Below are 22736 nucleotides of genomic sequence, written 5' to 3'. Positions count from 1 at the left end.
ATCCATGCCGGAGACCAACCCCAAGGGCCTCACCGGGCTCGCCTTCGGTGGGGACTACAACCCCGAGCAGTGGCCGGAAAGCGTCTGGCCCGAGGACGTCCGGCTGATGCGGGAGGCGGGCGTCACGATGGTGAGTGTCGGGATCTTCTCCTGGGCCCTGCTCGAACCGGCCCGGGGCACCTACGAGTTCGGCTGGCTGGACCGCGTCCTCGACCTGCTCCACGAGAACGGCATACGCGCGGACCTGGGCACCCCGACCGTCGCACCGCCCGCCTGGTTCTACCGCGAACACCCCGAGGCGCTCCCCGTGGCCGCCGACGGCACGCGCTACGCCTTCGGTTCACGCGGCGCCATCTGTCACAGCAACGTCCACTACCGCGCCGCCGCCGCCTCCATCACGACCCGGCTCGCGACCCGGTACGCCGACCACCCCGCACTCGCCCTGTGGCACGTCCACAACGAGTACGGCGTCCCCGTCTCGGCCTGCTACTGCGATTCCTGCGCCGCGCACTTCCGCCGGTGGCTGACCGGCACCTACGGGAGCGTCGACGAGCTCAACGAGGCCTGGGGGACGGCCTTCTGGGGGCAGCGGTACACCGACCTCGACCAGGTCGACCCGCCGCGCCTGACCCCGACCGTCGGCAATCCGGCCCAGGCGCTGGACTACAAGCGGTTCGCCGACGCCACCATGCGCGAGAACTTCGTGGCCGAACGGGACATCCTCCACCGCCTCGCGCCGGGCATCCCCGTCACCACCAACTTCATGACGGCCCTCAGCCAGTGCGACTCCGTGGACTACTGGGCCTGGGGCCGCGAGGTCGATCTCGTCACCAACGACCACTATCTGATGACCGACGGCCGCCGCACCCACGTCAACCTCGCGATGGCCGCCGACCTCACCCGCTCGGTCGCCGGCGGCGCGCCCTGGCTGCTCCTCGAACACTCCACCTCGGGCGTCAACTGGCAGCCCCGCAACCCCGCCAAGGCGCCCGGCCAGATGGCCCGCAACTCGCTGTCCCACGTGGCCCGCGGCTCCGAGGGTGCCATGTTCTTCCAGTGGCGGCAGTCCCGCAGCGGCGCCGAGAAGTTCCACTCCTCGATGCTGCCGCACGCCGGCACCGACACGCGGGTGTGGCGCGAGGTCGTCGAACTGGGCGCGTCCGTCGACTCGCTGGCCTCCGTCAAGGGCACCCGCACGGTCGCCGACGTGGCCGTCCTGTGGGACTGGCAGTCCTGGTGGGCGCAGAGCCTGCAATGGCGCCCGAGCGAGGACCACGACGCCCGCGAGCGCGCCGACGCCTTCTACGAGGCCCTCTACGACCGTCACCTCACCGTCGACTTCGCCCACCCGGAAGCCGACTTGTCGGCCTATCCCCTTGTCGTCGTACCCGCCCTCTATCTGATGACCGAGGCCGCGGCGGACAACCTCAGGGAGTACGTCGACAGCGGCGGCACCCTCCTCGTCTCCTACTTCTCCGGCATCGTCGACGAGCACGACGCCCTCCACGAAGGCCCCCATCCCGGCGCCCTGCGGGACGTACTCGGCCTGACCGTCGAGGAGTTCTCCCCGCTGCTCCAGGGGGAACTCGTCCGGATCACCGGGCCCGACGGCTCCGAACTCACCGGTGACGTGTGGACCGAGTTCGTGGTGCCGCGCGGTGCCGAGACCGTGTGGACGTACGCCGACGGGCTCACCGCCGGGCATCCGGCGGTCACCCGGCACCAGAGCGGCGCGGGCTCGGCCTGGTACGTGTCCACGCGCCTCGCGGCCGAGGGACTGGACGCCCTGATCGGCTGGGTGGCCGACGACGCGCGTATCGCGCCGCGCGCCGATCTGCCCCGCGATGTCGAGGTGGTGCGCCGTACCGGCGAGTCCGGCACCTACGTCTTCGTCGTCAACCACACCGCCTCCGACGCCAAGGTGCCGCTGGACGCGCACGGCACCGAGCTCCTCACGGGCGAACGCGCCGCCGGCCGGCTCGCGGTCCCGGCGGGCGCGGTACGGGTCGTACGCCTCGACGGCTGACCGGGGCGCGGTCCGCAGGGTTTCGTTCTCCCCTGTGGCCGGGCCCAACCAGCCCGTCCTGCACGCGCCTTGACCGGGTCCCGGCGCGACCGGAGACGGGTTCGGGCCTCACCCGGGCCTTGGGATGACCGGCCGCCCCGGACGCGGGTCTGTCCCGGGGGATCAGGTCAACCGGCCTTCACGACACGGGTTGTGCCCGGATCCGTGTCCAACCGGGCGCGTTTGCAAGAACGTTGACCAGGCCGATCCATCGGACACCGGTCGGCGCCCGTTTCGACCGCACCTACCGCACCAGCCGTGCCGGCTGCACGAGCCGTACCTGCCGCACCCGCTGCGCCGGTCGTCCGGAGCGGTGCGGGGCACGCCCGATCACCTTCCGGGCCCGCACTCCCGGCGCCCGCACCGAGTCCTCCGGGTCACCACCCGGCGATCCCCCCATCCGGAAGGGCCGCACGGCCCGCCGGTCGCTTCAACCGCCGCCCGCGTCACAGCACTCGGCGGCGCCCCGACCCCCCTCCGCCCGTGCGAGCCGTGAAGCCGCGGGCGGAGGGGTCCGCCCCCGGATCCACCCCCGGATCCGCCGGGCACCTCTCCCCACCACGTCGAAGGGACGACGGACGATGATGTTCCATCCCAGACGCACACTCAGGGCTCTGCTGCTGCTGCCGCTCGCGGCCGGGCTCGCCCTCACCGCCCTCCCCGCGCAGACCGCGCAGGCGGCGAGCACCCTGACCAACGCCGGATTCGAGGCCGACGGGACCGGCGCCGCCGTTCCCAGCGGCTGGTCGGAGTCCGGCACCACCGCCGCCTCGTACGTCGAAGCCGGTGGCCACGGCGGGAGTTACCGCCTCAGTCACTACTCCGCCTCGGCCTACAAGGTGGAGACCTACCAGTACCTCTCCGGACTGACCAACGGGAACTACAAGCTCACCGCGTGGGTGCGCTCGGGCGGCGGACAGAACTCCGCCTACCTCGCGCTGAAGAACTGCGGCGGCACCGAGCAGCGCACCGATCTGCCGGTCTCCGCGAGCGGGTGGATCCACCTGGTCGTGCCCGTCGCCGTGACGAGCAACCAGTGCACGGTCAGCGTCTACTCCGACGCCAACGCCGGAAACTGGATCAACGTCGACGACCTGACGTTCACCTCCGGCACCACCGGACTGACCGTCAAGGGCTCCGACATCTCCTCCCTCGCCAAGAGCGAGGCCTACGGCGGGGTGTACAAGACCAGTTCCGGCACCACCGGCGACGCGCTCGCCATCCTCAAGTCCTCCGGGATGAACTACGCGCGCCTGAAGGTCTGGGTGAACCCGGCCGACGGCTACAACAACAAGGCCCGGGTCCTCGCGATGGCCAAGCGCATCAAGGCGCAGGGCATGAAGCTCCTGGTCGACTTCCACTACTCGGACACCTGGGCCGACCCCGGCACCCAGACCAAGCCCGCCGCCTGGGCCGGACACTCGTACAGCCAGCTGAAGACGGACGTCTACAACCACACGTACGACGTCCTGAACGCCCTGAAGGCGCAGGGCACCACGGCCGACATGGTGCAGATCGGCAACGAGATCAACGGCGGCATGCTCTGGTCCGAGGGCTCCACGGACAACTTCGCGCAGCTCGCGGGACTGCTCAACTCCGGCTACGACGCGGCCAAGGCCGTCAGTTCCTCGACCGTCGTGGCCCTGCACCTGGCCAAGGGCGGCGATCTCACCGGTACCCGCTGGTGGTTCGACACCGCCCTCGCCAACGGCGTGAAGTTCGACGCCATCGGCCTGTCCTACTACGGCTACTGGCACGGCTCGCTCTACGACTTCCAGACCACCCTGGACGACGCGGCCTCCCGCTACGCCAAGCCGGTCTTCCTCGCCGAGACGGCCTACCCCTTCCGTCTCGACAGCGACGACGCGCTCGTCAACCAGATCGACACGACCGCCGAACTGGTCTCCGGCTACGCGGCCACGACCGCCGGGCAGTCCAACTGGCTGCGTGACGTCATGAACGTAGTGGAGGCCGTGCCGAACGGCCGCGGTCTCGGCGTCTTCTACTGGGAGGCCACCTGGACGGCCGTCACCGGCAACGGCTGGGACCCGGCCGACTCCGCCTCCGGCAACGGATGGGAGAACCAGGCCCTGTTCGGCTTCGACGACAAGGCGCTTCCGGCCATGTCCCTGTTCAGTCACCGCTGAGCCGTGACGGGGTCCGGCCGCCGGTGCGGCCGGGCCCCGTGCGTCTTGTGATGCGTTCGGCTCCGGCCACGGTCGCGGGAAGACCGTGCGTGCCCCCGCCGGCTGCGGGACAGTGGCGGGAGACCGTCACGACGGAGGGGGACGACATGCTCAAGGGGCCCGGCAGCGGGCAAAGGCTGGACATCCTGGAGTGGTTGCGCGACCCCGTGGCGCACTTCCCGCACCGGCGCCCCGCCGACCTCCTCGAGGACGGCGTCACTCCCGAGGCCCTCGCCGTCAAACTCGGAGTGAGCCGGGCCGTGGCACGCACCCACCTCGACCTCCTCACCGGAGTCGGTCTGCTGCGGGCCAGGAAGGTGGGGCGACGGACCTACTACCGCCCGGACGAGTACCGTATCGCCGAAGTGAGCCACTACTTCGAGAAGGGCTGGTAGACGCGTGGGAGACGGGTCCAACACCGCGGCGGTCACCGCCCTTTCGCCCCGGCGCGCGGTGTCGCTCGGCGGCCGCGGCCCCGAGGACGTCGTGGCCGACTCCCGGGGCGGGGTGCTGACCGGTCTGGAGGACGGCCGCATCGTACGCGTCGAAGGCCTCGGCGACCCCGACCGCACAAGTGTCAGGGTCGTCGCCGAGACGGGCGGCAGGCCGCTCGGCCTCGAACTCCTACCGGACAACGCCCTGTTGGTGTGCGATGCCGAACGCGGACTGCTGCGGGTCGGGCTGGAGGACGGAGTGGTCCGCGTCCTTGCCGACAAGGTCGCCGGAGTACCGCTGCGCTTCTGCAGCAATGTGGTCGCCCTCTCGGACGGCACCGTGTACTTCACCGTCTCCAGCCGGAGTTACCCCCTGAAGCAGTGGATCGGCGATCTCGTCGAACACACCGCATCCGGCTGTCTGCTGCGTCTGGCGCCGGGGGAGACCGAACCCGAAGTGCTCCTGGAGGGGCTGCAGTTCGCCAATGGCCTCGCCGCCTCGGCCGACGAGTCGTTCCTCGTCGTCGCGGAGACCGGCGCGTTCCGGCTCGTCCGCTACTGGCTCACCGGACCGCGAGCGGGCCGGTCCGAGACCTTCGCCGACGACCTCCCCGGCCAGCCGGACAATCTCTGGCGTGCCCCGGACGGCCCGATCTGGGTGGCCCTGGCGGGCCCCCGCGTCGGTGCCCTGGAATATCTGCACCGTCGGGGCCCGGCCGTCCGGCGCGCCGCGGCCCGGATCGCCGTGCGCGCGCCCTTCAGACCACCGGGCACCACGGGTGTCCTCGCGGTCGACGACGACGGCGCCGTCCTGCACCACCTGGAGAGCCGCCGGGCACGGTTCCGGATGGTGACCAGCGTCTGCGAGTGCGACGGCCGGCTGATCCTCGGGAGCATCTGGGAACGGGGCCTCGCGGTCTGTGACCTTCCGGGCGCCACCGGCTGAGCGTCCGGGCCTTTCGGGGGAAGGGCCAGGTGTGCGCGGCCCGCGTGCCCGGCGTTACCCTGGTCACCGGCCGCGATCTTGCAGCGCGGCGCGGCGGTGGGGCCCGCCGTACCCGAACCGCGGCACGGATGTCGCCAACGGTCCCTGCTTGCGATGCCGTGCGCCCGCACCGGCCCGGCGAGTAGGAGCCCGGAAACATGACAGTCCCGCATCCCGAGCGCGTCGGCGAGTCCGGCACCCCCGCCCGCGCGCCCGCGCGCCCGGCGTCCCCCTGGCACGGCCAGGGCCCGGTCGTCGCGGCGGTCTCACTGGGCGGCGCCATCGGCGCCTCGGCCCGCTACGGCGCGGGACTGCTGTGGCCCACGCCGGACGGCGCCTTCCCCTGGACCACGTTCACGATCAACGTCGTGGGCTGCGCCGCCATCGGCGTGCTCATGGTGCTGATCACCGACATGCGGGCGGTGCACCGCCTCGCGCGCCCCTTCTTCGGCACCGGAGTCCTCGGCGGCTTCACCACCTTCTCCACGTACGCCGTCGACATCCGGAACCTGGTCGGCACCGGCCACCCGGGCACCGGGCTCGGCTATCTCGCCGCGACCCTGTGCGCGGCCCTCGCGGCGGTGTGGCTCGGGACGACGACGGCCCGCCGCGCCCTGGTACGGAGGCAGCGATGACAAGGCTGACCGGCGGCGCCCTGAGGCTGACGGTCCTCGTCGGCGAGAACGACACCTGGCACCGCAAGCCGCTCTACGCCGAGATCGTGCACCGCGCCCACGCCGCGGGCCTCGCGGGTGCCAGCGTCTTCCGGGGCATCGAGGGATTCGGCGCCTCCTCCCTCGTCCACACCTCGCGGCTGCTCTCGCTGAGCGAGGACCTGCCGGTGGCCGTGATCGTCGTGGACACCGAGGAGCGGGTCCGGGCGTTCCTGCCGGAGCTCGACGAACTGGTCACCGAGGGTCTGGTGGTCCTCGACCCCTGTGAGGTGATCCGTTACACAGGCCGCGGCGCCGCAGCCGACGACGACTCCGGCCCGACCGGCGGTGACCCGGCAGGGGAAGGCGGGACGCCGCTGTGAACTGGCTGCTGGTGATCATCGGCGCCGCGGTCGGCGCACCTCTGCGGTATCTGACCGACCGGGCGGTACAGCGGAAGCACGATACGGTCTTCCCCTGGGGCACCCTCGTCGTGAACGTGACAGGGTGCCTGATCCTCGGTCTGCTGACCGGTGCCGTCTCGGCGGGGCAGGTGTCCGGACACCTGCAACTGCTGATCGGGACCGGCCTGTGCGGGGCGCTCACCACGTACTCGACGTTCTCGTACGAGACCCTGCGGCTGACTGAGACGGGGGCGGCGTTCTACGCTGCCGCCAACGTGATCGTGAGCGTGACGGCGGGCCTGGGCGCGGCGTTCGCCGGGGTCTCGTTTGCACAAGCTTTGTGGACCTAGGTGTCGGGCGTCCTCGTGGATACGTAACACTGTCTCCTGCACCGTCTACAGCACTGTCGACCAACTTTCAGAACTGGATCCCATGAGCGTCATCAACGTCGGTCAGGCCGTCGTCCTCGGAGTCGTCGAGGGGGTGACCGAATTCCTTCCCGTCTCCTCGACCGGCCACCTCAAGATCACCGAGGGCCTGATGGGAATCCCCGTCGACGACGACGCCGTCGTCGGCTTCTCCGCGGTCATCCAGGTCGGCGCGATCGCCGCCGTGCTCGTGTACTTCTTCAAGGACATCGTGCGGATCGTCTCCGCCTGGGGCCGTGGCCTGCGCGACAAGAACGAGCGACACAGCCACGACTACAAGTTCGCCTGGTGGGTCATCTACGCGACGATCCCGATCGTGGCCGTGGGTCTCGGTGCCAAGAAGCTCATCGAGGGTCCGCTGGCCTCCCTGTGGGTGGTGGCCGGTTCGCTGATCGTCGGCAGTGGCGTGATGTGGGCGGCCGACCAGATGGGCCGTCACAAGCGCGGTGAGGACGACGTCTCGTTCAAGGACGCGATGCTGGTCGGCAGCTCCCAGATCCTCGCCCTGCTCTTCCCGGGCTTCTCGCGCTCCGGCGCCACCATGTCGACGGGCCTCATCCTCGACCTGGACCGCGTCGCCGCCACCCGGCTCTCCTTCTTCCTCGGCATCCCGGCCCTGACCGGCGCGGGCATCTACGAGCTCAAGGACGCCCTGGGCACCGGTGTGGGCGCCGCTCCGCTGATCGCCGGCACCCTCGTGTCGTTCGTGGTCGCCTACGCCTCGATCGCCTGGCTGCTGAAGTTCGTCGCCAAGCACTCCTTCAACGCCTTCGTGATCTACCGCATCGTCATCGGCGTGCTGCTCTTCGGACTGCTCGGCGCGGGCGTCATCGACAGCTGACACCGCTCCGGGCGCCGGTGCGAACCGGCTCCGGGCACGAACGGTCCGCTCACAGGGGGCGCGAAGCCGGATTCCGGCTCCGCGCCCCCTGTGCTGTTCCCCGCGCCCCGTCCGACCAGGACGCCGGGCCGCGGGACGGGGCGGACGGCACAATGGCGATCATGCCCGGGAAATCGCCGTACCCGTCCTCCCACACCTTCCAGCCGATCCTGGAGCGCGTCGCCACCGAGATCGCGCAGACGCCGGGACGCGGGAGACCGGCCGACTACATCCCGGCGCTGGCCGCCTGCGACCCCCGCCGCTTCGGCATGGCCGTCGCGGAGCTCGACGGCACGGTGTACGGCGTGGGGGACTGGCGGCAGCCGTTCTCGACGCAGTCCATCACCAAGGTCTTCACCCTGGCCCTCGACCTGGCCCGCGAGGGCGACGCCCTGTGGGAGCACGTCGGGCGGGAGCCCTCCGGCAACCCGTTCAACTCCCTGGTCCAGCTCGAATACGAGAACGGCATCCCGCGCAACCCGTTCATCAACGCCGGAGCCCTCGTCGTCACCGACCGGCTCCAGACCCGGACCGGCGACGCGGCCGACGTCCTGCTGGAGTTCCTGCGGGCCGAGAGCGGCAACGCGGAGCTCGGTTTCGACCGGGGCATCGCCGCCTCCGAGACCGCGAACGGCGACCGCAACGCGGCACTCGCCCACTTCATGGCCTCGTACGGCAACATCGACAACCCGGTGCCGGACCTGCTCGACCAGTACTTCCTCCAGTGCTCGATCGCCGCCTCCTGCGCCGATCTCGCCCTCGCCACGGGATTCCTGGCCCGGCACGGCATCCGGGCCGACGGCGGCCGGCTGCTCTCCCGCAGCCAGGCCAAGCAGATCAACGCGATCATGCTGACCTGCGGGACCTACGACGCCGCGGGCGACTTCGCCTACCGGGTCGGGCTCCCCGGCAAGAGCGGGGTCGGCGGCGGCATCATCGCCGTCGTGCCCGGCCGGTGCACCCTGTGCGTCTGGAGCCCGGGTCTCGACGAACGCGGCAACTCGGTGGCCGGTGTGGCGGCCCTGGACCGCTTCACGACCCTCACCGGCCTGTCGGTGTTCTGAGGCGCGCCCCACCACACGGAGGTCACGCTCCTGACCCCGCCCGGAGAGCGCCACGTCGCCTTCCGGCCACCCGGCGTTGACACGCTTGCGGAGTGTTGGCCATGGCTTTCCCCGTCGATCTCCGCCGCTGCCAGGCCCTGGGCCTGGCCGGTTCCGCCGTCCTCGCGCTGGGCGGCGAGACCGCGGGGGCCCTGCCCGCGCGGGACCTTATCGCCCCCGGGTCCGGGCGGGCCGTACTGGGCCTGGTCGGGGTGTACTTCGGTGTCGTCCTGCTGATAGCCGCCTGGGCGCTGCTGGGCACCGTCGTGCGCGGGCCGAAACCGCCGACCCCGCGTTCCCTGCTGCTCGTTCTGGCCACCTGGGCGGCACCGCTGCTGCTCGCGCCGCCCCTCTTCAGCCGGGACGTCTACAGCTATCTCGCGCAGGGCGCCATGGTCGACGCCCACATCGACGTCTACGCCTACGGCCCCGCCCGGCTCGGCGGCCCGCTCGCCGACGAGGTGGCGCCCGTGTGGCAGACGACGACGACCCCGTACGGCCCGGTCTTCCTCGCCGTCGCCCGCGGACTGTCGTCGCTGACCCGCGGGGAGATACCGGCCGGACTCCTCGGCATGCGCGTGGTCGCCCTGCTCGGTGTGGCCCTGATGGCGGCCGCCCTGCCCCGCCTGGCCCGGCACAGCGGCGCCGATCCGGCCGCCGCGCTGTGGCTGGGCGCGCTGAACCCGCTGGTCCTGCTGCACCTGGTGGCCGGTGCGCACAACGACGCCATCATGCTCGGGCTGCTCGGCGTCGGCCTGGTGGCCGCGCGCGGCCGATGGCCCCTCGCGGGCATCGTCCTGGTCACCCTCGCGGCCCTCGTCAAGGCGCCCGCCGCGCTCGGCCTGGTGGCGGTGATCGCGCTGCGCGGGCGCGGACAGGGGCACCGGGGCATCGCGCGGGCCACGGCGACCACCGTCGTGGTCGCGGCCGCCACGACCGTCGCCGCGACGGCGGTGGCCGGTACGGGCTACGGCTGGATAGCCGCCCTGAAGACCCCTGTCTCACCGCACAACTGGTCCCCCACCAGCGTCCTCGGGCGCGCCACCGGCGCCCTCCTCCAGAAGCTCGGCAGCGGACTCGCGCCGTTCGCGATGCCCGTCTGGCACGCCGCGGGACTCGTGGCGACCGTGGGACTGCTGCTGTTCATATGGCTGCGGCTGCGCCCGCACCCGGTCTACGCGCTGGGCCTGAGCCTGGCCGCGGTCGCGCTGTTCGGTCCGGCGATCCGGCCGTGGTACGCGCTGTGGGGCCTGTTCCTCATCGCGGCGGCGGCGCCCACGGGTTCGGTGCGCGGGCGGGTCGCGGCCGCCAGCGCGGTGCTCGCGCTCGCGGTGCTGCCCAGCGGCTCGCCCGCGGACGCCGGACAGGTGATCCTCGCCGTCTCCGGAGGCCTGCTCGCCCTCGTCGTGCTCCTGCAGGCCCGCCAGGCGGCACAGCCGCAGGCACCGGGACTGGAGCGGACGGCATGACGGACGGCACGGAGCGCGGCACGGACCCGGGCGGGACGAGTGGTACGGGGGAGGCGAGCGGGGCGATCGGGACGAGGGCGATGAGCACGAGCGGCACAAGCAGCACGAGCGGCACAAGCAGCACGAGCCGCACGAGGAGCACGGTGAAGGGCACGACAGGCACGACGGGAGCGAGAACGCCGGGCGCCGGGCGGGTTTCCGGCGGCATGGCGGCGCTGCTCGCCACCGACCGTCGGCGACTCCTCCTCGTCCTCGGACTGGCCGTCGTCGTCGGCGTGTTCACGGCCACCGTGCCCCTGCTGCGCGACTGGTTCGACCTGCGCGTGTACTACGGGGCGGTCGACACCTGGGTCCACCACGGCGGCAGCATCTACGACTACCGGGTGCCCGGAACAACGTACGGCTTCACCTACCCGCCGTTCGCGGCTCTCGGCATGCTGCCGATGGCCCTGGTCGGGCTGCACGCGGCGATCGCCGCCGCCCTGCTGCTCAATCTCGCCGCGCTCACGCTGGTCACGGGCATCCTGGCCGGGCCCGAACTGCGCCGCTACCGCTGGTTCGGCTGTGCTCTGGCGGCCTGTCTGCTGGCCCTGCTCGAACCGGTCCGCGACACCTTCAGCTTCGGCCAGGTCAACCTGGTGCTGCTCGCCCTCGTCCTGAGCGACGCCTGGCTGCTGTCGCGCGGGCGGGGCCGCTGGGCGGGCGTCGGTATCGGTCTCGCCGCGGCGGTCAAGCTCACCCCGGCGCTGTTCATCGTGCTGCTGCTGCTCGGCCGCCGTCGGCGGCCCGCCGGTGTCGCTACCGCCGTCGCCGGGGCGGCGACCGCCCTGGCGGCCTGGGCGATGCCGGACGCCTCGCGCTTCTACTGGACCGACGCGCTGTGGGACACGACCCGCATCGGGCGTCTGGACTATGTCTCCAACCAGTCGCTTCAGGGGGTGCTGGCACGGCTCGTGGCACCGGAGGAGCCGAGCAGGGCGCTGTGGGCGACGCTGGCCCTGCTGGTCCTGTGCGTCTGGGCGCGGCGGACCTCGCGTGCCCTCGCCGACGAGGACTGGATCGCCGCCTTCGCCCTGACCGGGCTGGCCGCCTGTCTCGTCAGCCCGATCACCTGGGTGCACCACCTCGTCTGGCTGCTGCCGTCCTTCGCCGTGCTGCTGCGGCGGCGCCGGCTGCGGCTCGCGGCGGCCCTGTACGCGGTGCTGTGCAGCAGCGTGGTGTGGCTGTGGTTCGACGACGCTTCGGGCCTCGACGGCTTCCTCGGCAGCAACACGTATGCGTGGATCACACTCGGGCTGCTGCTGTGGCTGCCGGTGGGTCAGCCGCGCCCCGACCGGCCCGCCTTGAGCCGCAGGGCCAGCGCTACGCCCGCCGCTCCCAGCACGGCGGCCCCGGCGATCTCGGCCGCGCCGGACCAGCCGAGCCCCTGGTCCTCGGGGGGCGCGGCGGCCATCGGCCGTGCGCTGTTCACGGGCTGGGCGGTGTCGGGCCGGGCGGTCGTAGCGGGCCGGGCCGCGCGACCGGGGCGCGTGGCGGGTCCGGAGGGGGCGGAGGGTCCGGCCGCGGGGACGGCACGTGTGTCGAGCAGTGTCCCCACGGGATCGACACGGCCGGCCGCCGCGAAGCCCCAGTCGAGCAGCGAGCGCGCCTCCTCGTACACGGCCAGTCCGCCGCCCGCCTGAGGGTTCATCACCGTGACGACGAGGGTGCGCGTGCCGTGCCTGGCGGCGGCGACCAGGGTGTTTCCCGCGTTGGTGGTGTAGCCGTTCTTGACACCGATCAGACCCGGGTACCGCTCCACCCCGTTGGCGCCGGTGAGCAGCCGGTTGGTGTTCTGGATCCCGTACGTGGAGCTGCCCTCGCCGGGGAACATCGCCTCGGCGGTGGAGCAGTAACGGGCGAAGTCGGGGTTGCGCAGTCCGGCCCGCCCGAACACCGCCAGGTCGTACGCCGACGAGACCTGCCCGGGTGTGTCGTATCCGTCGGGCGAGACGACGTGGGTGTCGTTCGCGCCGAGGGAGCGGGCCTTGGCCTGCATCTGGGCGGCGGTGCTCGTCCAGCCGCCGTTCATCGAGGCGAGGACGTGCACGGCGTCGTTGCCCGAGTTGAGGAAGACACCGCGCCACAGGTCCGCCACGCGGTACGTGATTCCCTCGGCCACGCCGACCATGCTGCTGCCGGCGCCGATGCCCTCCAGTTCCGGCTCCCTGACGGTGTGCAGGGTGGTGCCGGGCAGGGTCGGCAGGACGGTGAGGGCGAACAGGGTCTTGAGGGTGCTCGCGGGCGGCAGTCTGCGGTGGGCGTTGTGTGCGCCGAGGACGTCGCCGGTGCGGGCGTCGGCCACCACCCAGGACAGCGCGGAGACGTCGGGGACCTCGGGCGCGTCGGCCCGGGGCCGTACCTGTGTGCCTTGCTGATAGAGCGTCGAAGGCGGCGGCGCGGCGGGCCGGGGCGCCCCGGGGCCCGCGTCGGAGAGCGCGGTGGCCGGGCTCTGCGCCGCGGCCAGCAGACCGGCCGCGCAGACGGCGGAACAGGTCAGGGCGGTCCGCGCGACCGCGGAGCGAGAAGCGACGGTCCGGAATGAGAATCCGATGGTCATACCGCAAACGTAGGAACGGACGCGGGACACGCCGGGGTGGCCGGGCCGAGCGGCGCCGTCGAGCACCCGGATGCCGCAGGCGCGGCGGGTCAGGACAGCAGGGTGGGCTGGATGTGGCGCAGGAAGGTCGCGTTGTCCGGTGTGGCGCGCAGCCGTTCCAGGAGCGTTTCCAGGCCGGTCTGCCCGTCCCGGGTCAGCAGGGCCCGGCGCAGCCCTCGTACCGCGGTCGACTCGGCCGCCGACAGCAGGAGTTCCTCGCGGCGGGTGCCGGAGGGGGTGATGTCGACCGAAGGGAAGACCCGCCGGGCGGCCAGGGTCCGGTCCAGCCGGAGCTCCATGTTGCCGGTGCCCTTGAGCTCCTCGAAGAAGAAGTCGTCGGCGCGGGAACCGGTCTCCACCAGGGCGGTGGCGAGGATGGTGAGCGAGCCGCCCTCCTCGGCGAGGCGCGCCGCGCCGAAGACCCGCTTGGGGCCCTGGAGGGCGGCGGCGTCGACTCCGCCGCTCAGGGTGCGGCCGCCGGCGGCGGCCGCGTTGTTGTGCGCCCGGCACAGCCGGGTGAGCGAGTCGAGCAGGATCACGACGTCCTGGCCCGCTTCGACGAGCCGCTTGGCCCGCTCGACGACGAGCTCGGCGAGCGCGATGTGCTGCCTGGGCGTCTGGTCGAAGGTGGAGGCGTAGACCTCGCCGCGTACGGAGCGCCGCATGTCGGTGACCTCCTCGGGCCGCTCGTCGAGCAGCACCACCATGAGATGGCATTCGGGGTGGTTGCCGGCCACGGCGGCGGCGATCTGCTGGAGCAGCACCGTCTTGCCGGTCTTGGGCGGGGCGACGATCAGGCCGCGCTGGCCCTTGCCGACGGGCGTGACCAGGTCCATGAGCCGTCCGGCCGGTCCGCTCGCCGGGTGCTCCAGCCGGAGCCGGTCACGCGGGTGCAGCGGGGTGAGGTCGCCGAAGTGCGGGCGGCGGCGCAGCTCTTCGGGGGTGCGGCCGTTGATCCGCTCGACCTCGGTGAGGGTCCGGGACCCGCCGCGGACACCTTCCACGGTGTCGCCCTTGCGCAGGCCGTGACGGCGGATCAGCGCGGGGGAGACCTGGAGATCGTCGGGTGACGGAAGGAGGTTCGGGGAGCGCAGGTGCCCCTTCCCGCTGCCGTCGATGTCGAGGACACCGGTGGCGGTCCGGGCCTGGGGCCGCTGCTGTACGGGAGGGTGTTCGAGTGTGGTGGTGGTCATGAGGTGTCCTCTCGGGGACGGGATCGCATGGGCATGCGTGAGGAAGGGGGAGGCCGCGAAGGCAGGGCGCGGGGCGCGCCTGTGGCTGCGGCGGGAACATCACCTCGGACACGACGGGAGGGATCCCCGGGTGTGTGCGGGAGGCGGTGCAGAGAAGCCGGTCCGCCCGTCGGAATCGACGGCGTGACAACGGGAGAAAGGAACTGGCACCGGCGCCTGAAGAGTGGCGTACACGAGTGCTGATGGCAGAGTACCACCGGTTGGGGTGGTTGAGGTGTGATCCGGGTCTCAGTGCGTCGTGGGCCCGGTGTGCGGCCCGGGTTGGCGCGAACCGCTGAAGGCTGTCCGGGCCGGTGGCGTGCCTGTTCGGGCCTCCGCCGGATTCATCGCCTCCGAGCCGGCGTGGTCTTGACGGCGATGCCCCGGCGTCAGCGCAGGCGCCCGAGGACGTCCGGAGACAGCCGTTCGGCGAGCCGCTCCAGGAGGTCGACCGTCTCGGTGATCGCCGCGCCGTCCTCGGTGCCGAGGGCGGCGCCGAGCGCCGCGTCGATCGGGGTCGCCACGACCTCGGCCCGGCGGCCGGTGATCTCGGGGTTGCGCCGGATCAGGGAGCGGCGGCGGTCGGCGGGGTCGGTCGCGGTGAGGACCGAGCCGGCCTCCCTGAGACGCGCCACGCACGCGGACACGGCGCTCTGCGGCAGGCCCGTGCGGACGGCGACCTCGCCGACCGTCGTGTCGGGGTTGGCGTACACGTCGAGCATCACGATCAGCATGGACCGGGTGCTCGTGGACCGTCGTCCGGCCCCCTCGGCGGGGATGGCCTCCTCGCCGATCTTCATCAGGGTCCGGCCGAGAAGGAAGAGTTCCGCTCCGTTCATGGCCCGGATCGTATCAAGCGAGATGCATCAGGAATAATGCATCTCTCTTGATGTATCAAAAATGATGGAGTACGTTCGGGGCACGCGACATCGAGCGGTGTACGCGAGCGACCAGCCGAGGAGCCCGTCATGCCTGCCACCCGAACCGGCCGACTGTCCGTCCCCGGCGCCGCCCTCCACTACGAAGTGCGCGGTGACGGGCCCCTGTTGCTCGTGTCGCAGAGCGGCGAGGGCGACGCCAACCGCAGCGACACGATGGTCGACCACCTCGTCGACGCGTACACCGTGGTGACGTACGACCGGCGCGGACTGTCCCGCAGCGTTCTCGACGACCCGGCCCGCGGCGCCACGCTCGACGAGCACGTGGACGACGTGGACCGGCTGCTGGCCCACCTCGCCGACGGTCCCGCGCGGATGCTCGGGTGCAGTATGGGCGCCGTCATCGGACTCCGGCTCGCCCGGCGGCGGCCCGAGCGGCTGAGCGTCCTGGTCGCCCACGAGCCCGCCATCCCCGGCATGCTGCCCGAGGACGAGAAGCTGCGCGCGCGGCGGGAGTTGGACGAGATGCGTGAGGTCTTCCACCAGGACGGGTGGATCGCCGGGGTGCGCAGGATCGGCGAGATCCTCGGCATCGACCCGGCCCGTCAGGAGGTCGAACCAGGCGCCGGAATGCCCCCGTTGGACGCCACCCGCGAGGCGAACTTCACCTTCTTCATCGAGTACGACGCCCTGACCATGTGCCGGGCCGAACTCGGACAGGAGGAGATCGCCGCGCTCGGGCGAGGACCGGTCCGCATCGTCCCGGCGGCCGGACGCACCACGCCACGCCAGGTGTTCGACTACCGCTGCGCCGAGGAACTCGCCGCCGGGCTCGGTGTCGCACCGGTCCACTTCCCCGGTGGTCACAACGGCAACCTGACCCACCCGAAGGGCTTCGCCGAGCTGCTGCGCATGCTGATCTGAGCAGGCACAATCGATCGTCGTACGACGCCGACGGGGTCGTACGACCGTCAACTCGGCCCAGCAGCAAGGAGAACACGGTGGACACCTCGGCCGGCACACCGCACCGTCCGGACCCCGCGGGCGGCTGCCCGCACGCCGACAACCAGCGGCTGCTCGCCCGGGGAGCCGTCGCGGCGGTGGAGCTGCCCGGCGCGGTGGAAGGCGCGGTGGTGCTCGGGCACGAGGCGCTGAAGGAGTTCCTCGCCCACCCGGACGTCGCCAAGGGTGCCCGGCACTTCACGGCCCTGCGCGAGGGGAGGATAGCCGCCGGCTGGCCGCTCATGACCTTCGCCACCGTGCAGGGGATGACGACCGCCGACGGCGACGACCACCGGCGGCTGCGCTCCCTCGTCAGCAAGGCCTTCACCGCCCGACGGGTCGAGCAACTGCGTCCCCGCATAGAGGAGTTGACCGCCGGGCTGCTCGACGGCCTGCACGCGGCGGCCGAGGAGGGCGGGGGAGCGGCCGACCTGCGCGAGCACTTCGCGCTCCCGCTGCCGATGAGCGTCATCGGTGAACTCCTCGGTGTCGGCGCCGAGTACCGCGACCGGCTCCACCATCTGACGAACCAGGTCGTCGCCACCGACATCGGCCCCGAGCAGGCCGTCGCCGCCAACCGGGAACTGGTGGCCGTGCTGAGCGCCGTCGCCGCCGCCCGCGCCGAGAACCCCGGCGACGACCTCACCAGCGCGCTGATCGCCGCCCGGGACGAGGAGGGCGACCGGCTCAGCCAGCAGGAACTCATCGGCACCCTGGTACTCATGATCATCGCCGGGCACGAGACCACCCTGAACCTGATCACCAACGCCGTACGGGCGCTGTGCGGGCACCGGGACCAGCTCGAGTCCGTCCAAAAGGGCGAATCGAGCTGGGGGGACGTCGTGGAGGAGACCCTGCGCTGGGACGCCCCCGTCAGCTACTTCCCTTTCCGCTACCCCGTGCGGGACCTGACCGTCGAAGGGACCGTCATTCCCCGGGGCACGCCCGTCCTCGCCGGCTACTCGGCCGCGGGACGCGACCGTGCCGCCCACGGAGCGGACGCCGACCGCTTCGACATCACCCGCTCCCGGCGGCCCGACGCCGTCCGCCACCTCTCCCTCGGGCACGGCGCCCACTACTGCCTCGGCGCCCCGCTCGCCCGGATGGAGGCCACCATCGCCCTGGAACGGCTGTTCACCCGCTTCCCCGACCTGGACCTCGCCGTGTCCGAGGCGGAACTCACCCGGCAGACCAGCTTCGTCGGCAACAGCGTCCAGGTCCTTCCCGTGCGGCCCGGCACCTCCCGCGTCTGACGGCGTTCGAGAAAAAAGATTTCACCGCCTGTCGATTCGCCGGGGCGCCGTCCGTCGGTGGGGTGTAGGAAGCTCACGAGTACCAGGAGGAACCATGAAGTACATGCTGCTGGTCTGCGGCGACGACACCGCCGACGCCTCCGGGATGGCGCCCGTCGAACCGTGGGTCGAGGAACTGGGCGCCCAGCGTGGCGTCCGGCTGCACGGCCACCGGCTCCGACTGCCCGCCGACGCGGTCACCGTCCGGGTGCGCGACGGCGAAGTGCTGCGCACCGACGGGCCGTTCGCCGAGACGAAGGAGTACGTCGCCGGCTTCGACATCCTCGACTGCGCCGACATGGAGGAGGCGATCGAGGCCGCCGCGAAACACCCCGTCGCGACGATCGGCGCCGTGGAGATCCGCGCGTTCTGGGACGACGAGGACGCCGAAGGAGAGATCCGCCGCCTCGACGGCCGTCTCACCGAGGCCCTCCGCGAACGTGACATCGACCGGGCGATGGCCTGCTACGCCCCCGACGTCGAGGTGTTCCACCCCGTCGGCGGCATGGAACAGAGCGGCGCCGACGCCCTGCGCAAGGCGCAGGAACAGTGGTTCGCGACGCTCGCAGGCCCCGCCGACCGTGAGGTGCTCGACTTCCGGGTGCGGATCGACGAGAGCGTCGCCTTCAGCCACGCCCTGGTGCGTCTGCGCGCCCCGCTCGTCAACGGCACCACTCTCGACACCACCGCACGCGTCACCACGGGCTACCGCGCGGCCGGCGACCGCTGGCAGATCGTCCACGAGCACACGTCCGTGCCGTCCGCCGCGGGCCGCCCGCCGGCCGGGGAGACACGGTCGTGAAGTACGCCCTGTTCATCTGCACGCCGGCCGACGGCGAGGAACTCGGCCCCGAGGAGCTCGCCGACGACCCCCGGTTCACCTCGTACGTCCAGGAGGTGCGCGAGCGCGGCACCGTGATCGGCGGCACCCGCCTGCGGCCTGCCTCCGACGCCACCACCGTCCGGGTCCAGGGTGACGAAGTCCTGCTCAGCGACGGACCGTTCGTCGAATCGAAGGAGTACGTCGCGGGCATCGACATCATCGAGGTCGCCGACCTCGACGAGGCCATCGCGCTCGCGTCCCGGCATCCGGCGGCGCTGGGCGGCGGTTCGGTGGAGGTGCGGCCGCTCTGGGAGTGAACGACGGAGTCGAGGAGGCGGTCGCGGCCGCGTTCCGTGAGGAGTGGGGCCAGGTCGTCGCCACCCTGATCAGGGTGACCGGCGACTGGGACCTCGCCGAGGAGTGCGCGCAGGACGCCTTCGCCCAGGCGCTCGACCGGTGGCGGCGCGACGGAGTACCGCGCCGCCCCGGCGCCTGGCTGACCACGACCGCCCGCAACCGTGCCCTGGACGTGCTGCGCCGCGAGGCGGTCGGCGCGCGGAAACTGCGGGAGGTGGCGGTGTCGGCACGCGACGAGGGGCCGTACGACCCGTACAACGCGTACGAATCGTACGACCTGTACGACCCGGATTCCGGCGACGGGAGCGGGGTCGGCGACGACCGGCTGCGGCTGATCTTCACCTGCTGCCATCCGGCGCTGGCCATCGAGGCCAGGGTGGCACTCACCCTGCGCACCCTGGCCGGGCTGACCACGCCGGAGATCGCGCGCGCCTTCCTCGTCCCCGAGGCGACGATGGCACAGCGGCTGGTGCGCGCCAAGCGGAAGATCCGCAACGCGGGCATCCCCTACCGCGTACCGCCCGCGCACCTCCTGCCCGAACGCACCACCGGTGTCCTCGGCGTGCTCTATCTGCTCTTCAACGAGGGGTACGCCGCCACGGCCGGCGCCGATCTCGTGCGCGCGAACCTCTCCGCCGAGGCGATCCGCCTCGCCCGTGTCCTGGCCCGCCTGATGCCAGACGAGCCCGAAGTCCTCGGGCTGCTGGCGTTGTTGCTGCTCCACGACGCCCGGAGCGGTACCCGCGTCGACGCCTCCGGCGACCTGGTCACGCTGGAGGACCAGGACCGTAGCGCCTGGGACACGTCCGAGGCGGACGAGGGCGCCGCACTCCTGGAGACCGCCCTGCGCCGCGGCCGCCCCGGCCCGTACCAGATCCAGGCCGCGATCGCCGCCTGCCACACCACCGCCGTCACGGCCGAGGAGACCGACTGGGCCGACATCGCCGGCCTCTACGGCGAGCTCCGGCGCTTCGTGCCCTCCGCCGTGGTCCGGCTCAACCGGGCGGTCGCCGTGGGCATGGCCGAAGGCCTCGACGCCGGGCTCGCGTTGGTCGCCGAACTGGAGGCGGAGGGCGAGCTGGACGCGTACCACCTGCTGCCCGCCACCCGCGCGGACCTGCTGCGCCGTGCCGGACGCACGGTGGAGGCCGCCGAGGCGTACGACAGGGCCCTCGCACGGGTGGAGAACGCGGCCGAGCGGAGATTTCTGGAAAAGCGGCTCGCGGAGTGTCGATCGGCGTAGGGGCACTGCGGTAGAGGTGCTTTCGTGCGGCGCTTCAGCCGGAAGCCCGCCCGGCTGGAGCCGGGGCAGGCCCCCCTGCGGGGCTTCTCCGGGTCCAATCCGGGTCCGGAAGGACGGTGAAACCCCGTGAACCAAGACCGCACCGCAGCCCCGGACCGAGGCACGGATCAGATTCGGACGCCGAACTGGAAGGGCATGTTGGCCATCGACTCGTTGCGGACGAACGCGCCGGTGTGCGGGGCGTGCAGCACTTGGCCGTTGCCGGCGTAGAGGCCGACGTGGTGCTGGTCGCCGTAGAAGATGACCAGGTCGCCGACCTGTAGATCACTCTGCGAGTAGATGCGGGTGCCCGCGTTGGCCTGGGCCTGCGAGGTGCGCGGAATGGTCACGTCGGCCTGGGCGTACGCCCAGGAGGTGAGGCCCGAGCAGTCGAAGGTGCTGGGGCCGGAGTGGGCGTACGCGTACGGTGATCCGATCACGCTCTGGGCGGCGGCGAACGCGGCGGCGGCGCGTCCCGAGGCGGCCTTGGTGGTGCCGAGGTCGACCCGCTCGGCGGCGCGGGTGGCCCGCTGCTGGTCCTGGGTGGCCAGCGCCGCCTTCTCCTGCGCCGTCAGCGTGTTCAGGAGCTTCTGCGCCGCGCCCAGCTTGCTCTGGACTTCCTTCTTCTTGCTCGCGAGCTCGGTCCGGGTGTCGGCGAGGTCCTTGAGCTTCACGGAGGCCTCGGCACGCTGCTGGGCGAGCGAACGCTGCTTCTCCTGGACCTTCTTGAGCGACTCGGCCTGCTGAGCGGTCAGCTGGTCCATGGCCGAGGCCTTGTCCAGGAAGTCGTCCGGGTTCGAGGAGAGGAAGAGCGCCACGGAGGGGTCGATGCCGCCGGTGCGGTACTGGGCACTGGCCATCGAGCCGAGGCCGTCGCGGAGCTGATTGAGCGCGTCCTGGCCGCGGGCGACGTTGTCCTGCAGGGAGTTGATCTCCTTCTGCAGTTCCTTCTGCTTCTCCTGGGCGCCGTCGAGCTTCTCCGTGGCCTGCTCGGCCTCCTGGTAGAGCTTGTCGACCTTGGTCTTGACCTCGTCCTTGTCGGGCTTCTCGGACGGCGCGGCATTGGCGACGTTGGCACTGAGGGCAACGGCGGCAGCGGCGGCTGTGGTGAGCACGGCCACACGGGTGCGGCTCGGCTGCTTGGGTCGACGGTGGGACGCCACGAAAGCGAGCTCCTTCTTCTTTCGGCCGCCTGCCGAATACGCCGACGAGCGGTGATCCTTTGCTGTCACCCCGGCGAGTGAACAACCGAGCAAAGGTTCGGGTGGCGACTGTAGTGACTCAGTCTTCATTAGAGCAAGTGGCGTTGTAATGCCGGATGTTGAGTGACAGAGACGAGTGACGGCTCCCTTCAGGGTGTTGCCGGTTAGGCGGCAGGTGTTGATTTGGATTCGACCGGTCAAGGCGACACTCTCGGCTGATGTGCGAAATCCCGGGCACTCGCGCGGCCGGTTGTCGAGCTTCGTCGCGATGGCGTCAAGCTCGTCCTGGCTGAACGTCGACAGGTTTGTTCCTTCGGGCAGATACTGCCGGAGCGGCTTCTCGATCGGTCGGGCGTCGGTGATCTGTGAACGCCACTGGCCTTTCACCGTGTGGCGCTTGTTCTTCCGGATCGGGCGGCCGGTTCGAACGCGCCTGCACAGTTCGCGGGGGACCACCTGTCAGCGGGTGGTGTGGATCGTCCGATGGATCGTCTCGTGGGTGATCTGCGTCCGCGGGTCGTCCCCGTGACGCAGACGCAGGTGCCCGACGATCTGTTCGGGCGACCACTCCTCCGGCAGCAGGGGCAGCGCCGTCTGCCTCCAACCGGCACCGTCGCTCTGGCCGGTTGGATCCGAGTCCGTCAAAGCGGATCTGGTTCAGCGGGAACCTTCGGCCGGTTGCCGGACACGTATAGGGCATGGAACTGAATGACGCTGGTCCCGCCGTACCGGTCGGAGGGATATCTGATCGAGAACTGTGGGCGAGGGCCGTCGACGGCGACCGGGAGGCGTTCGGTCGGATCTTCGACCGTCACGGGAAGACCGTCTACAACCACCTGTTCCGGCGGACGGCCGACTGGTCCGAGGCCGAAGACCTCACGTCGACCGTGTTCCTGCATGCCTGGCGTCGGCGATCGGAGACGGTGCTGGACCGCGACTCGGCCCTGCCGTGGTTGCTGGGCATCGCCGACCGCCTGCTGTCGAACACCAGGCGGCGGCTGAGGCGGGCCGAGGCGTTGCTGCGCCGGCTCGTCTCGCACGACGAGTCGGTGGGCGACCACGCGGACCGCGTCGCCGTCCTGGTCGACGACGAGCGTCGTATGTCGGAGATCCACCGGGCGCTGGCTCGGCTGCCGCGCCACGAACGCGAGGTCGTCGAGCTCTGCGTGTGGTCGGGCCTGGATCAGCAGGCGGCTGCGGCAGCGCTGGAGGTGGCGGTCGGAACCGTGAAGTCCAGACTGCACCGGGCGCGGCGGAGGCTGGGGGCCGACCTCGTCGGCAGATCCACGGTTCCGGCGTCATTCAGTTCGAGGAGTCCCGTCAACGCGGAAGAGGTCGCACGATGAATGACATGCCGGGCATTCCCGCGGCTCCTTCCGATCGTGATCTGCCGAACCACCGGCGGACCCGAGAGGAGCTACTG

At 71.6% G+C, this 22736-nt stretch carries 21 protein-coding genes and 1 pseudogene; 17 read left to right on the top strand and 5 right to left on the bottom strand.

The features are described 5' to 3' along the window. Positions 1–4: 4 nt before the first annotated feature. The 11 genes from OG485_RS06660 (at position 5) to OG485_RS06610 (ending at position 12289) form a co-directional block, all read left to right on the top strand. On the top strand, positions 5–2026 hold the full coding sequence (locus OG485_RS06660; protein ID WP_328665056.1) for a beta-galactosidase: 2022 nt from the start codon (positions 5–7) through the stop codon (positions 2024–2026). Positions 2027–2649: 623 nt separating this feature from the next. Next, positions 2650–4212: a glycoside hydrolase family 53 protein gene (locus OG485_RS06655; RefSeq protein ID WP_328674255.1), complete on the top strand. Its 1563-nt coding sequence runs from the start codon at positions 2650–2652 to the stop codon at positions 4210–4212. A 146-nt stretch (positions 4213–4358) separates the two neighbouring features. Further along, positions 4359–4646: an ArsR/SmtB family transcription factor gene (locus OG485_RS06650; RefSeq protein ID WP_328665055.1), complete on the top strand. Its 288-nt coding sequence runs from the start codon at positions 4359–4361 to the stop codon at positions 4644–4646. A gap of 4 nt (positions 4647–4650) precedes the next feature. Then, on the top strand, positions 4651–5631 hold the full coding sequence (locus OG485_RS06645) for an SMP-30/gluconolactonase/LRE family protein (RefSeq protein ID WP_328665054.1): 981 nt from the start codon (positions 4651–4653) through the stop codon (positions 5629–5631). A 197-nt stretch (positions 5632–5828) separates the two neighbouring features. After that, a complete protein-coding gene (gene crcB, locus OG485_RS06640) occupies positions 5829–6305 on the top strand; it encodes a fluoride efflux transporter CrcB (RefSeq protein ID WP_328665053.1) in 477 nt (158 codons plus the stop codon). Next, the gene (locus OG485_RS06635) at positions 6302–6706 is read left to right on the top strand and encodes a DUF190 domain-containing protein (protein WP_328665052.1); all 405 of its coding nucleotides are present in this window, start codon (positions 6302–6304) and stop codon (positions 6704–6706) included. Before crcB (OG485_RS06640) ends, OG485_RS06635 begins: the two co-directional genes overlap by 4 nt. Then, the gene (gene crcB / locus OG485_RS06630; protein WP_328455587.1) at positions 6703–7077 is read left to right on the top strand and encodes a fluoride efflux transporter CrcB; all 375 of its coding nucleotides are present in this window, start codon (positions 6703–6705) and stop codon (positions 7075–7077) included. Before OG485_RS06635 ends, crcB (OG485_RS06630) begins: the two co-directional genes overlap by 4 nt. Positions 7078–7159: 82 nt before the next feature. After that, positions 7160–7996: an undecaprenyl-diphosphate phosphatase gene (locus OG485_RS06625; protein ID WP_326789437.1), complete on the top strand. Its 837-nt coding sequence runs from the start codon at positions 7160–7162 to the stop codon at positions 7994–7996. A 161-nt stretch (positions 7997–8157) separates the two neighbouring features. Further along, positions 8158–9099, top strand: a complete 942-nt coding sequence (locus OG485_RS06620; RefSeq protein WP_443048664.1) for a glutaminase — start codon at positions 8158–8160, stop codon at positions 9097–9099. 101 nt (positions 9100–9200) lie between these two features. After that, complete coding sequence (mptB, locus tag OG485_RS06615; RefSeq protein ID WP_328665050.1) at positions 9201–10607, top strand: polyprenol phosphomannose-dependent alpha 1,6 mannosyltransferase MptB; 1407 nt, start codon at positions 9201–9203, stop codon at positions 10605–10607. Between the two features lie 206 nt (positions 10608–10813). Next, positions 10814–12289, top strand: coding sequence for a glycosyltransferase 87 family protein (locus OG485_RS06610; RefSeq protein WP_328674254.1), 1476 nt, complete (start codon positions 10814–10816; stop codon positions 12287–12289). A gap of 59 nt (positions 12290–12348) precedes the next feature. Here the strand turns inward: OG485_RS06610 and OG485_RS06605 are convergent. The 3 genes and pseudogenes from OG485_RS06605 to OG485_RS06595 all read right to left on the bottom strand — a co-directional run. Next, positions 12349–13206: pseudogene (locus OG485_RS06605) on the bottom strand (D-alanyl-D-alanine carboxypeptidase family protein); the annotation flags it as partial. A gap of 89 nt (positions 13207–13295) precedes the next feature. Further along, positions 13296–14438 carry a transcription termination factor Rho gene (gene rho, locus OG485_RS06600; RefSeq protein WP_328665049.1) on the bottom strand — a complete coding sequence of 381 codons (1143 nt, stop codon included), beginning with the start codon at positions 14436–14438 and terminating at the stop codon, positions 13296–13298. 428 nt (positions 14439–14866) lie between these two features. Beyond that, on the bottom strand, positions 14867–15316 hold the full coding sequence (locus OG485_RS06595; RefSeq protein WP_328665048.1) for a MarR family transcriptional regulator: 450 nt from the start codon (positions 15314–15316) through the stop codon (positions 14867–14869). Between the two features lie 129 nt (positions 15317–15445). Between OG485_RS06595 and OG485_RS06590 the strand changes: the two genes are divergently transcribed. The 5 genes from OG485_RS06590 to OG485_RS06570 all read left to right on the top strand — a co-directional run bounded on the left by OG485_RS06590 (position 15446) and on the right by OG485_RS06570 (position 20072). Next, complete coding sequence (locus OG485_RS06590) at positions 15446–16279, top strand: alpha/beta fold hydrolase (protein WP_328665047.1); 834 nt, start codon at positions 15446–15448, stop codon at positions 16277–16279. A gap of 77 nt (positions 16280–16356) precedes the next feature. Further along, positions 16357–17610 carry a cytochrome P450 family protein gene (locus OG485_RS06585; protein WP_328665046.1) on the top strand — a complete coding sequence of 418 codons (1254 nt, stop codon included), beginning with the start codon at positions 16357–16359 and terminating at the stop codon, positions 17608–17610. A gap of 94 nt (positions 17611–17704) precedes the next feature. Continuing rightward, positions 17705–18451, top strand: a complete 747-nt coding sequence (locus OG485_RS06580; protein ID WP_328665045.1) for a nuclear transport factor 2 family protein — start codon at positions 17705–17707, stop codon at positions 18449–18451. Further along, positions 18448–18789: a YciI family protein gene (locus OG485_RS06575; RefSeq protein WP_328665044.1), complete on the top strand. Its 342-nt coding sequence runs from the start codon at positions 18448–18450 to the stop codon at positions 18787–18789. Before OG485_RS06580 ends, OG485_RS06575 begins: the two co-directional genes overlap by 4 nt. Next, on the top strand, positions 18780–20072 hold the full coding sequence (locus tag OG485_RS06570) for an RNA polymerase sigma factor (RefSeq protein ID WP_328674253.1): 1293 nt from the start codon (positions 18780–18782) through the stop codon (positions 20070–20072). The genes OG485_RS06575 and OG485_RS06570 overlap by 10 nt, the downstream gene beginning before the upstream one ends. 167 nt (positions 20073–20239) lie before the next feature. On the opposite strand, the gene OG485_RS06565 is transcribed toward OG485_RS06570, so the two are convergent. Next, positions 20240–21274 (bottom strand): C40 family peptidase, encoded by a 1035-nt coding sequence (locus OG485_RS06565; protein WP_328674252.1) that lies wholly within the window; start codon positions 21272–21274, stop codon positions 20240–20242. A gap of 498 nt (positions 21275–21772) precedes the next feature. Beyond that, positions 21773–21958 (bottom strand): hypothetical protein, encoded by a 186-nt coding sequence (locus tag OG485_RS06560; protein WP_328665043.1) that lies wholly within the window; start codon positions 21956–21958, stop codon positions 21773–21775. A gap of 53 nt (positions 21959–22011) precedes the next feature. Between OG485_RS06560 and OG485_RS06555 the strand changes: the two genes are divergently transcribed. Beyond that, positions 22012–22659, top strand: a complete 648-nt coding sequence (locus OG485_RS06555) for an RNA polymerase sigma factor (RefSeq protein ID WP_328665042.1) — start codon at positions 22012–22014, stop codon at positions 22657–22659. The last annotated feature ends 77 nt before the right edge of the window (positions 22660–22736 follow it).

The organism is Streptomyces sp. NBC_00328, assembly GCF_036139655.1.
Taxonomy (GTDB): Bacteria; Actinomycetota; Actinomycetes; order Streptomycetales; family Streptomycetaceae; genus Streptomyces.
Note: the sequence above shows the minus strand (reverse complement) of the source record. Positions and strands in the feature narration are given on the sequence as shown.

Excerpts from the sequence above, each read along its gene's own strand:
- OG485_RS06660 (WP_328665056.1), top strand. The coding sequence starts at position 5 with ATGCCGGAGACCAACCCCAAGGGCCTCACCGGGCTCGCCTTCGGTGGG.
- OG485_RS06655 (WP_328674255.1), top strand. The coding sequence starts at position 2,650 with ATGTTCCATCCCAGACGCACACTCAGGGCTCTGCTGCTGCTGCCGCTC.
- OG485_RS06650 (WP_328665055.1), top strand. The coding sequence starts at position 4,359 with ATGCTCAAGGGGCCCGGCAGCGGGCAAAGGCTGGACATCCTGGAGTGG.
- crcB (WP_328665053.1), top strand. The coding sequence starts at position 5,829 with ATGACAGTCCCGCATCCCGAGCGCGTCGGCGAGTCCGGCACCCCCGCC.
- OG485_RS06635 (WP_328665052.1), top strand. The coding sequence starts at position 6,302 with ATGACAAGGCTGACCGGCGGCGCCCTGAGGCTGACGGTCCTCGTCGGC.
- OG485_RS06625 (WP_326789437.1), top strand. The coding sequence starts at position 7,160 with ATGAGCGTCATCAACGTCGGTCAGGCCGTCGTCCTCGGAGTCGTCGAG.
- OG485_RS06620 (WP_443048664.1), top strand. The coding sequence starts at position 8,158 with ATGCCCGGGAAATCGCCGTACCCGTCCTCCCACACCTTCCAGCCGATC.
- mptB (WP_328665050.1), top strand. The coding sequence starts at position 9,201 with ATGGCTTTCCCCGTCGATCTCCGCCGCTGCCAGGCCCTGGGCCTGGCC.
- OG485_RS06610 (WP_328674254.1), top strand. The coding sequence starts at position 10,814 with ATGGCGGCGCTGCTCGCCACCGACCGTCGGCGACTCCTCCTCGTCCTC.
- rho (WP_328665049.1), bottom strand. The coding sequence starts at position 14,438 with ATGACCACCACCACACTCGAACACCCTCCCGTACAGCAGCGGCCCCAG.
- OG485_RS06595 (WP_328665048.1), bottom strand. The coding sequence starts at position 15,316 with ATGAACGGAGCGGAACTCTTCCTTCTCGGCCGGACCCTGATGAAGATC.
- OG485_RS06590 (WP_328665047.1), top strand. The coding sequence starts at position 15,446 with ATGCCTGCCACCCGAACCGGCCGACTGTCCGTCCCCGGCGCCGCCCTC.
- OG485_RS06580 (WP_328665045.1), top strand. The coding sequence starts at position 17,705 with ATGAAGTACATGCTGCTGGTCTGCGGCGACGACACCGCCGACGCCTCC.
- OG485_RS06555 (WP_328665042.1), top strand. The coding sequence starts at position 22,012 with ATGGAACTGAATGACGCTGGTCCCGCCGTACCGGTCGGAGGGATATCT.